9 protein-coding genes and 1 pseudogene are annotated in these 9,740 nt (G+C 61.6%); 7 read left to right on the top strand and 3 right to left on the bottom strand.

The features are described from left to right. Nucleotides 1-592: pseudogene (locus RIFP1SYM_RS14225) on the bottom strand (LamG domain-containing protein); the annotation flags it as partial. Next, complete coding sequence (locus RIFP1SYM_RS14220) at nucleotides 592-1,788, bottom strand: hypothetical protein (RefSeq protein ID WP_005965987.1); 1,197 nt, start codon at nucleotides 1,786-1,788, stop codon at nucleotides 592-594. The gene RIFP1SYM_RS14220 and the pseudogene RIFP1SYM_RS14225, both read right to left, overlap by 1 nt. A gap of 656 nt (nucleotides 1,789-2,444) precedes the next feature. Here RIFP1SYM_RS14220 and RIFP1SYM_RS16620 point away from each other — a divergent pair. From RIFP1SYM_RS16620 to RIFP1SYM_RS14190, 7 genes are read left to right on the top strand one after another with little or no spacing between them, the layout of a single operon-like run. After that, complete coding sequence (locus RIFP1SYM_RS16620; protein WP_005965986.1) at nucleotides 2,445-3,992, top strand: TolB family protein; 1,548 nt, start codon at nucleotides 2,445-2,447, stop codon at nucleotides 3,990-3,992. A gap of 13 nt (nucleotides 3,993-4,005) precedes the next feature. Beyond that, nucleotides 4,006-5,073: an HzsA-related protein gene (locus RIFP1SYM_RS16615; protein WP_005965985.1), complete on the top strand. Its 1,068-nt coding sequence runs from the start codon at nucleotides 4,006-4,008 to the stop codon at nucleotides 5,071-5,073. Continuing rightward, nucleotides 5,066-5,827 carry an outer membrane beta-barrel protein gene (locus tag RIFP1SYM_RS14210; protein ID WP_005965984.1) on the top strand — a complete coding sequence of 254 codons (762 nt, stop codon included), beginning with the start codon at nucleotides 5,066-5,068 and terminating at the stop codon, nucleotides 5,825-5,827. The genes RIFP1SYM_RS16615 and RIFP1SYM_RS14210 overlap by 8 nt, the downstream gene beginning before the upstream one ends. Beyond that, nucleotides 5,797-6,426: an outer membrane beta-barrel domain-containing protein gene (locus tag RIFP1SYM_RS14205; protein ID WP_005965983.1), complete on the top strand. Its 630-nt coding sequence runs from the start codon at nucleotides 5,797-5,799 to the stop codon at nucleotides 6,424-6,426. The genes RIFP1SYM_RS14210 and RIFP1SYM_RS14205 overlap by 31 nt, the downstream gene beginning before the upstream one ends. A 12-nt stretch (nucleotides 6,427-6,438) precedes the next feature. Next, nucleotides 6,439-6,933, top strand: coding sequence for a TlpA disulfide reductase family protein (locus RIFP1SYM_RS14200; RefSeq protein WP_005965982.1), 495 nt, complete (start codon nucleotides 6,439-6,441; stop codon nucleotides 6,931-6,933). 3 nt (nucleotides 6,934-6,936) lie between these two features. Then, on the top strand, nucleotides 6,937-7,155 hold the full coding sequence (locus RIFP1SYM_RS14195; RefSeq protein ID WP_005965981.1) for a DUF4266 domain-containing protein: 219 nt from the start codon (nucleotides 6,937-6,939) through the stop codon (nucleotides 7,153-7,155). Then, on the top strand, nucleotides 7,142-8,275 hold the full coding sequence (locus tag RIFP1SYM_RS14190) for a DUF3570 domain-containing protein (RefSeq protein ID WP_005965979.1): 1,134 nt from the start codon (nucleotides 7,142-7,144) through the stop codon (nucleotides 8,273-8,275). The genes RIFP1SYM_RS14195 and RIFP1SYM_RS14190 overlap by 14 nt, the downstream gene beginning before the upstream one ends. A 62-nt stretch (nucleotides 8,276-8,337) precedes the next feature. Here RIFP1SYM_RS14190 and RIFP1SYM_RS14185 read toward each other — a convergent pair whose 3' ends face one another. Then, the gene (locus tag RIFP1SYM_RS14185; protein WP_006474549.1) at nucleotides 8,338-9,687 is read right to left on the bottom strand and encodes an HD domain-containing protein; all 1,350 of its coding nucleotides are present in this window, start codon (nucleotides 9,685-9,687) and stop codon (nucleotides 8,338-8,340) included. Between the last annotated feature and the right edge of the window lie 53 nt (nucleotides 9,688-9,740).

The raw sequence follows: 9,740 nt of genomic DNA, 5'->3' as shown, positions 1-9,740 counted from the left end.
CCTCCCAGTGGCACTCGGCGCAATGGCTAGTAAGCAGCGGATAGAGGGTGGCGCCGAACAACGTTGGGTCGTCTGGCAGGATACGCGAATCACCTACCGTCTTGAGCGGCGGCGCCTTGAGTTCGATCTGGCGCCCATCACCGATGCTGGTGCTGTCGGCCCAGGCATCGAGATAGGCGGTGATCACCGCGGCACAGGCGGCATCGCTGTCGAGCCAGCAATTGTGGCCAGCACCGACCTTGCTAACCAGGCGCGAGTCGGCGGTGGCGCTAAGATCGACCAGCGGATTGGCCGCGCTGTAGGCGAGATTGACATCATCATCCCGCACGAACTGGGGCGACTGCCCGCCGACACTATGGCAGGCGCCACAGCGGTTGGTGGCACGCAGCGGTTCCCAGAGGTGGAGGCGAAACGCCTGAGCATCGTCGGTGCGCGCTGCCGGGCCACTGTAGCCGTCCTGCGCCGGAGCCTGGGTCTGCAGATTGGCGGTAGTGCTGACCCCCTCCATGCAACCACCCAGCAGCAGGCCAGCGAGTAGGCTGAGAATGAGCGAGCCACGACTGGCCCCTCTAATTAGATTGGCTGATCGCATCACTCCCCCCGGCAGTAGACCGCCGACTCGGCGAAGAGCCGTTTCAGGCTGTAGTTATTGGCCCGGAAGGAGTCGCTCATAGCAGCTATCTGGGCGTGGTCGGCGCTGTCCACCGGCTCGCGCAGGCAGACCGCCTTGAAGACCTTCTTCGCCTGGCAACTGGCGAAGGCCTGACTGTTGGCCAGCTCCACACCGAGGGATTTGGCGCCGTTGCCGCTACCCGGCAGGGCCGAGTCCCAGCCGAGCAAGGCGTTGGGGCCGGCGCGCCAGTAGTTGTCCCACTGGTCGTCCGGGGTCACATAGCCCGGTTTGAAGTTGTCGGCGTTGATCAGGTATTTGGGACGCACCTGGTCGGGGGTGTAGAGCAGCCGCCCGGCGGCCTCGTCGTAGTCGTAGTAGGCGTAGGCCTGCACCAGCGGGTCCATACCGGCGTGGCAGCCGACACAGTTGTTGAGGAACAGGCGGCTGTCACCGCCGGGGCTGCGGGGGATATCCTGGCGGACACGGTCCGCGGCGCGGCTGGTGTCCTTGACCTGCTCCAGATCGAGACAGAGATGGTTGAGCAGAGTAAAGCGGAACATCGCCCGGTTGGTGCCAGCGATAAAAAACGCCCGGGCCGCTTGCCGACTGGTGATGACACCAGCGGTGGCGGTAGCGGGCAAACCGTTGAGATCCGACTGGGGGGCGGCGACCAGCGCATCCTTGAGCGGCACACCGCTCGTCTCCAGGGCCTCGTAGTGATCGTTGTTGGCGGGTGAGTAGGGCGGCAGGCCCAGTGCCGGGTCGCCCTGATAGAGCAGATCGGCCGAGAGCAGCTGATTGAACGGCACCTCGTCCCGCACCATGCCGATCACCGTGGCGCTGTAATCGTTGAGCGGCACGAACAGGCTCTGCTCTTCGTTGGTCCAGGGGGCAGCGAAGTTCTTCAGGGTCACGTCGTAGAAGGCCGGATGCTCCATCGCCAGATAGGCGGCTGCCAGCGGATCGTTATTGGCGCTGATCTGCGTCTCCATCTGTGCCAGCACCGATGCCTGCGGCGGCACGCCGGCGAGCCGGTCGTGGATACGCCGCGCTTGCTCCTTCACCCCCGCCTGCAAGAACGGCGGGGAGAGGATCAGACCGATCAGCATCCCCCCCAGCAACAGATCAGCGATGGCTGGTCGCCAACCGCCCATCAAATCCAAAATTCTGTTCATCTCTATTTATCGCGCAATTGTCGTCGTTTATTTTGGCTCCCTGCCGACACAAAAAATGCCAGACAGAACGGCATCAATAATTAAAAAACCAGCACGAAGTCTCCCTTTTTGAACCGACATGAACGCGCATTAATAATTACCAACCAGGTCACAGGCAATTAAAGAACGCCTCATCACCCGAGCACAACGCAATTAACAAAACACCTGCATTCTGCTACTGACTACCCAATTAACAGATAGCTTCATCACACTCTGAAACCAGCAATAATATTCACTTAAGATATTGTCCATGCTGACATTATTTAATCTTTTATTTAGTCAGCAAGCCGCCATTTATAACGCTGACGTTTTACTCAAGTCAGACCTCAATACGGCTTGATATAAATCATGCGTGCAAGCAGAAGATGCTTCTGTGACGAGCATTTAACTTCCACCCTGGCCGCTGTGATTATGTTTGCAGTTTTTTCCACGCCCCCCATTCATAATTAGCTCAGCTTTTTACAGATTAATTAATCTGCGTTTCCGGCCATTAAATTGAGAAATAAACACCAAGCAATTCAGCTCCAACCCTGAACACCATTAGGAATTAGCCGGCCTGCAGGCAAGCAGTTTAATTTTCAACCTATTCATTACATAAAGACGGGGACCAACAGCGGATGTACTACTTCGCCTGCCTGAATCGCAGCCTTGCCGGCCTGCTGGCACTGATGCTGCTCGCCGGCTGTGGCGGGGAGGGCCAGGCCCCCGATCCGGTGGTGGTCGACTACCCGCTCGCCTACATCAAACGGCCTGCCGAGGCTATCGAGCAGGAGGATGTGCGCCGACTCATCACCTTCAGCGCTGGCGCCGATCTCTATCTGCGCGAGCGCGCCTCACCCAGCGCAGCGGAGATCAGCCTCACCCACAACATCACTGGCGGGCTGGGCGACGTGCGCGATCTGCAGCCCTCCTACGATGGCGAACGGCTGCTATTCTCTTTGCGCCTGCCACAGATCGAAGGTGCGGAGGTGGCCGACCAGCCAAGCTGGAACATCTGGGAGTACAGTCGCGCCGACCACAGCCTGCGGCGCATCATCCCCTCCGACACCCTGGCCGAAGCGGGCCACGACATCGCCCCCCACTACCTGCCGGACGGGCGGATCCTGTTCAGCTCCAGCCGCCAGAAGAGCGCCAAGGCGCTGCTACTTGACGAGGGCAAGCCGCAATACCCGGCACTCAACGAGGCACGCCAGGAGCCAATCTTCGTGCTGCATCTGATGAACGCCGACGGCAGCAACATCCAGCAGATCTCCTTCAACCAGAGTCACGATCTCGACCCCACGGTACTGAGCGACGGCCGAGTCGTGTTCAGCCGCTGGCAGCGTAGCAGCGGCGATGCGATCAATCTCTATCAGATGAACCCGGACGGCACTGAGCTGCAGCTGCTCTACGGCGCCAACAGCCACGCCACCGGCACAAACGGCGCAGCGGTGCAGTTCCTGCGCCCCCGCGAGCTGCCTGACGGTGGTCTGCTGACACTGCTGAAGCCGTTCAATGGACTGAATGGCGGCGGCGACCTGGTGCGCATCGACATCGACAACTTCATCGAGCACGACCGCCCCCTTATAGGCGGCGAGGCCGCGCCGGGCACTGCCCAGCCGCCTGCTACCGTCAACCTGGTACGCACCGACAACGCCCCCTCACCGGGCGGACGCTACCGCGACGCCTTCCCGCTCTGGGACGGCACCGACCGGCTGTTGTTGAGCTGGAACCAGTGCCGACTACGCATCGGCGAGCACACCCTGCCCTGCACAGAGGAAAATCTGGCCGATCCTCAGGCAGAGGAGGCCCCTCCGCTCTACGGCCTCTACGTCTACGACCCAACCGAGGCAACTCAACAACCACTGCTCACCCCACAGGAGGGGGTGATCTATGAAGAGATGGTGGCGCTACAGGTGCGCACCCCACCGACGATCATCTTCGACAAGGCTGCCGGGGTCGGGCTGGACGGCGAGATGGTCGATGCCGGGGTCGGCCTGCTGCAGATCCGCAGCGTCTACGATCTGGACGGCCAGGACAGTGCCGAACCCGACCTCACAACCCTGGCCGATCCGACTCAGACCAGACCGGACCAGCGCCCACTGCGCTTCCTGCGCCTCTACAAGCCGGTGGCCCTGCCCGAGCGCAATCTGCTGGTGATCTCCCAACAGCGCCTTCGGCCGTAACCGCGAGCTGGGGATGCGCGAGATCCTCGGCTACGTCCCCATCGAACCCGACGGCTCGGTGAGTATCCGGGTGCCCGCTGACACCCCCTTCAGCTTCAGCCTGCTTGACCGGGCAGGGCGGCGTGTCGGCCCACGCCACGACCACTGGCTGCAGCTGCGCCCCGGCGAGAGCCTGGAGTGCCATGGCTGCCACGATCCGGCCAGCCCTGTGCCCCATGCCCGTCAGGATGCCCTGCCAGCAGCGCTCAACTCCGGCGCACTAGGCGATGGCCTGCCGTTTCCCAACAGCGACCCGGCGATCTGGGCCAATCAGGGCGAGACCATGGCCCAGGCACGGGGCCGGATCAGCTGCCAGAGCGACTGCGCCGCCATCACCCCCAGCGTCGATCTGCAATTCGAGGACCATTGGACCGACCCCGCAGTGCAGCCAAAAGACCCCGTCTTCAGCTACCGCTACACTGATCTAACCAGCCCGGCCCCGGCCAGCAAGGCCTGCCAGCAGCGCTGGTCTCGCCTCTGCCGCAGCGTGATCCACTATGAGACGCATATCCATCCGCTTTGGAGCCTGCCCCGCCAGCGGCTCGACGCTCAGGGACAGCTCATCGAAGACCAGACCTGCAGCCGCTGCCACGCCACCACCGACGACAACAGTGCACTGCAACTGCCCGCCGCCCAGCTCGACCTGAGCGACGGCCCCTCGGATGCCGAGCCGGATCACTTCAAGGCCTACCGGGAGCTGCTGTTCCCCGACAACGCCCAGGAGATCCGCGACGGGCTGCTGCAGGACCAGCAGCTAGCGGCCACCGACGAGCTCGGCAACCCTCTGTTCGAGACCGATGGTGAGGGCAACCCGATCCTCGACGAGGCAGGCCAGCCGATCCCGCTACTGGTGTCGGTAGCCGCCCCCGGCCCTTCGATGCGCGCCGGCTCCGCCCTGGGCAGCTATTTTTTTGACAGGTTCGCCGCTGGCGGCTCCCACGCCGATTATCTGAGCCCAGCCGAGCTACGACTGCTGTCGGAGTGGCTCGACATCGGCGCCCAGTACTGGAACAACCCGTTCGACATCCCGCGCGATGAGTGAGTCGATGCCCTCTCACCGCTGCAATCGCTCACTACTCTGGCTGCTGCTGTGGCTGCTCTGTCTGCCAGCAGCGGCTGAGCAGCAGTATCGCCAAGTAGAGATCAGTGCGCCGTTTATCGAACTGCAGACCGGCCCGGGACGCGCCTTCCCCGCTTTCCATGCTGTGGCGCGGGGCGAACGGGTGGAGATCCTGATGCGCCGCACCGACTGGTTCAAGCTGCGCACCCGCAAAGGAGTGGAGGGCTGGGTCCATTTGCAGCAGCTCAGTGGCAACCTGGACAGCCTGGGTGAGCCACTGCACCTGGATACGCTGCGTCTAGCCGACTTCCGTCAGCGCCGCTGGGAGGCTGGGCTGCTCGGTGGTTATCTGGAGGGTGCGGCACTGCTCAGCGGCTATGGCGGCTTCGCCTTCTCACCGAACCTGTCGGCAGAACTGTCGCTCTCCCACGCCCTCGGCGACTTCTCCAGTCAGCTGATGGCGGACATCAACCTGCTCGCCCAACCCTTTCCGGAGTGGCCAGTCTCGCCTTTCTTCACCATAGGCACCGGCCTGATCCACACCCGCCCACACAGCACCTTGGTGCAGAGCGAGGATCGCACCGATCAGACCGCCAACGTCGGTCTGGGCGCGAAGTTCTATCTAGGACGCCGCTTCATGCTGCGCGGCGAATACAAACACCGACTGGTATTCACCAGCCGTGACGACAACGAGGAGTACTCGGAATGGAAATTAGGCGTCGCTTTCTTCTTCTGATCACCGGGCTGCTCTGCTGGCAACCTGTGAGCCTGCTGGGCGCGGAGCCGATAATCGAGCCCGATCTGCCGCGCCGCGAAATCGTCGAGCCGGCCATCGACACCGAAGACTTCGAGATCGGCCTGTTCGCCGGCGCCCTCAGCATCGAGGACTTCGGCACCAACCCAGTCTATGGAGTGCGCCTCAACTACCACCTCACTGAGGACTTCTTCCTCGAGGCAGGCCTCGCCAGCTCACGGGCTAGCAAAACCAGCTACGAGCTGCTCAGCGGCGGCGCCCAACTGCTCACCAACAGCGAGCGCAACTTCACCTACTATAACCTTTCAGTGGGCTACAACCTGCTGCCTGGGGAGGTCTTCATCGGTCGTGACCGGGCCTTCAACAGCCAGCTCTATCTGATCGGCGGGGCCGGCAGCACCACCTTCGCCGGCGACGACCACTTCAGCATCAACCTCGGCCTCGGCTACCGGCTGCTGCTCAGCGACAGCTTCGCACTACATCTTGACCTGCGTGACCAGCTGTTCAGCAGCGATCTGTTGGGGGAGGAGAAGACCACCCACAACATCGAGCTGAGCGGCGGGCTGAGCATCTTCTTTTAGAGAGTTATCACCATGAAACAACCCAACAGAATCTCCCATCAGCTGATACTGCTGGCCCTGCTGCTGTTTATCAGCCCGGTGCGGGCGGCTCAACCGACCCCCGACTTCACCCTGAAGCGCCTCAGCGGCGAGAACCTGCGCCTTAGCGAACTGCGCGGCGAGGTGGTGATGATCAACTTCTGGGCCAGCTGGTGCGGCCCTTGCCGGCAGGAGATGCCACTGCTGGAGGCGCTCTATCAGCGCTACCGGCCCCTCGGTTTCACCCTGCTCGGGGTCAATGTCGAACAGGAGAGCACCAAGGCACGCAAGCTGGCGAAGGAGCTGGGAGTGAGCTTTCCGATCCTGTTCGACAGTGACAACCAGGTCAGCAAAAACTATGAGGTGGCGGCGATGCCCACCACCCTGCTAATCGATCGGGACGGCAATCAGCGCTTCATTCACCAAGGCTATCAGCCCGGTTACGAAGAGGCCTATCAGGAGCAGATCCGGCTGCTGGTGGGGGAGTAGGCGATGCGAACGATGATTCTGTCGACCCTGGCACTAGCGCTGCTGGCAGGCTGCACGGTGGAACCCTGGGTCAAACCCTACGAACGGGCCAGGCTGGCCGACCCGATTATGCAGTTCAGCCGCAACCCGGTGGCCAACAATTATATGCAGCATGTCTATCAGGCGCGCGAGGCGGCGCGCGGGGCCGAGGGCGGCCAGGGAGGCGGTTGTGGCTGTAATTGAGCGAATTCTATTTGGCACCACCCTGACGATGAGCCTGCCGCTGCTGGCGGCACAGCTACCGGAGGAGCGGGCGGATGCCATGTACCACCGCTACGACGGTGGCGGAGTGACGATCAGCGGTCCATCGATCCTGGCGCGCAAGCAGTTCGGCGAAAGCATTTCCGTCTCCGCCAACTACTATGTGGACGCCATCTCCAGCGCCTCCATCGATGTGGTGACCAGCGCTAGCCCCTACAGCGAGGAGCGTACCGAGACCAGCGCCTCGATCGACTATCTGCACGGCAACTCACTGATGAACCTCGGCTATACCAACAGCGAGGAGAGCGACTACAGCGCCGACACCTTCCACTTCAGCATCAGTCAGGAGATGTTCGGCGATCTCACCAACGTCACCCTCGGTTACAGCCGAGGCAGCGACCAGGTGCGGCGCAACGGCGACCCCGGCTTCAGCGAGGATATCACCCGCAACAGCTTCACCCTGGGGCTGAGTCAGGTGGTCTCGGCCAACACCCTGTTCGCCCTCACCTGGGAGACCATCGCCGACCAGGGCTATCTCAACAACCCCTACCGCTCGGTACGCTACCTCGACCCGGCCAACCCGCAGGGCTACAGCTACGAGCCCGAGATCTATCCCAACACCCGCACCAGCAACGCACTGGCGGCACGACTGCGCTACCATCTGCCCTACCGGGCGGCGCTCTCCGGGGAGTACCGCTTCTTTACCGACACCTGGGGCATCAACGCCCACAACGCCGAGCTGGGCTATACCCAGCCAATCCAGGACCGTTGGACCTTCGACCTCAGCTATCGCTACTACACTCAGAGCGCGGCGGATTTCTACAGCGACCTGTTTCCGCTCGCCCAAGCGCAGAACTACATGGCACGGGACAAGGAGCTGAGCAGCTTCAGCAGCCACTCGGTGGGACTGGGGGTGAGTTACAAACTGCTTCGTGACGACTGGAAGCTGGTCGACAGCGCCACTCTCAACTTCTCCTACAACTTCCTCTTCTTCGACTATCAGGACTTCCGTGACCTCAGCCAACCGGGGCCGGTGGGCGAAGAGCCGCTCTACGACTTCTCCGCCAATGTGCTGCGACTCTACCTCTCGATCTGGTATTGATATGACAAATCAGCACAGGAACGCTACCGGCTGCGCTTTCTAACACAATCCCGGGAAGGAGCTCACTCCTCCCCGAATCCCATCAGAAACTCGATGCGCTGAGTCATGCGGGCGATCTGTGGCCAGTCGTGGGAGACGATATCCTGGGAGTGGGCCAGATTGTTGCGCAACGACTCCAGATCTCTGAGGGCCTTTTTTGCCACCCGCCTCGAATCGAAGCCCATCCAGGCCAGCTGCACCTCATCCTTGATCAGGATCTGTGCCTTGTCAGAGAACTGCAGGCAATCGATCAGACGAGAGATCTGGCCGCGCCGCTGCCGCTCCTGCTGCATCTCTCTGGCCTTGTCGAGACGGCCATCGTTGAGCTGTGACTGCCACGACTCATCCGGGTAGCTCTCTTCGATGCGCTTCACCAGGTTGATCTCGATGATGGTGATCATGCCGAACAGCCACATGCGCACGATCGGTTTCTGGATATGCTCACGGATGATGATGCCCGAGGTACCGCCGATGATATTTACGAAACAGGAGGCGTGGCGGGTCAGCACATAGATCACGTCCGAGAGTGGCGCATCACCCCGCACCAGCTGTCCCCGCGAAAAACTGCGGCGGTAGTCACCGCAGTAACCACGCTGCAGGTCATCCCGCAGGATATACCCCTCTACCACCCCATCTTCGCGCAGGCCGGCGACCGACCATCCCTTCGAAAGCATGATCTCGTGGGCCTTGATCGCCGAGGTATCGCTGTCGAAAGAACCGAGCGGCTCGGCAATGTCACTGGCGCTGAAAGACTCGGTGAAGAGGCGAAGCGCCCGCCACTGGTCAAAACTAGCATTCTGAGTGTGACGCGCAAACATCTCAGACTCATGGCGAGACGCCTCCTTCTCCGCGCCAAGCCGTTCCCGGCAACGGTTCCATACCTTGTGGGCGCGTTTCAACAGGGTCTCATTACTCTCCTGCAGAACTCGCAGCAGCGCCTCCATCTCAGCCAGATAGACCCGGGCAAAACGCGGGTCATGCCGACAAATATCGCGGCAGTTGTCGATCAGGTCGGCCAGTTTGACTGTCTTCGCCGACACCGAGGCACGCGCGATATGTTCCCGATCTAGAGCCTTGCGCAGCGCCCGGTTGCCGTCACCGGGGCGGCTCACATCGGTCAGCTCATCCACCAGTTGCGCCACCCCGGCACCAAACTCACGTTCGATATCACGATGCGTGGCGGGTGTATCCTCCACCGTATCGTGCAACCAGGCGGCCGCGATCATCTGCGGATCATCGCTGACCTCTTCCACCAATTCAGCAACCCGTTTCAGGTGCTCGTCATAGGGCTGGTTGGAATATTTGCGGCGTTGATCGATGCGCGCATGGGCCTGAGTGGCATAGGCTCGGGCCTTTTCGACAAAGTCATTCATTAGGGAGCCTCTGATCAAGTCATAAACTCGTATCTTGCGCCTAGAGTATCCAA

Origin of the sequence: endosymbiont of Riftia pachyptila (vent Ph05) (genome assembly GCF_000224455.1) — a bacterium.
Taxonomy (GTDB): Bacteria; Pseudomonadota; Gammaproteobacteria; order Chromatiales; family Chromatiaceae; genus Endoriftia; species Endoriftia persephonae.
The sequence above is the reverse complement of the archived record's forward strand: the minus strand, read 5'-3'. Positions and strand labels throughout refer to the sequence as shown.

Excerpts from the sequence above, each read along its gene's own strand:
- RIFP1SYM_RS14220 (WP_005965987.1), bottom strand. The coding sequence starts at position 1,788 with ATGAACAGAATTTTGGATTTGATGGGCGGTTGGCGACCAGCCATCGCT.
- RIFP1SYM_RS16620 (WP_005965986.1), top strand. The coding sequence starts at position 2,445 with ATGTACTACTTCGCCTGCCTGAATCGCAGCCTTGCCGGCCTGCTGGCA.
- RIFP1SYM_RS16615 (WP_005965985.1), top strand. The coding sequence starts at position 4,006 with ATGCGCGAGATCCTCGGCTACGTCCCCATCGAACCCGACGGCTCGGTG.
- RIFP1SYM_RS14210 (WP_005965984.1), top strand. The coding sequence starts at position 5,066 with ATGAGTGAGTCGATGCCCTCTCACCGCTGCAATCGCTCACTACTCTGG.
- RIFP1SYM_RS14205 (WP_005965983.1), top strand. The coding sequence starts at position 5,797 with ATGGAAATTAGGCGTCGCTTTCTTCTTCTGATCACCGGGCTGCTCTGC.
- RIFP1SYM_RS14200 (WP_005965982.1), top strand. The coding sequence starts at position 6,439 with ATGAAACAACCCAACAGAATCTCCCATCAGCTGATACTGCTGGCCCTG.
- RIFP1SYM_RS14195 (WP_005965981.1), top strand. The coding sequence starts at position 6,937 with ATGCGAACGATGATTCTGTCGACCCTGGCACTAGCGCTGCTGGCAGGC.
- RIFP1SYM_RS14185 (WP_006474549.1), bottom strand. The coding sequence starts at position 9,687 with ATGAATGACTTTGTCGAAAAGGCCCGAGCCTATGCCACTCAGGCCCAT.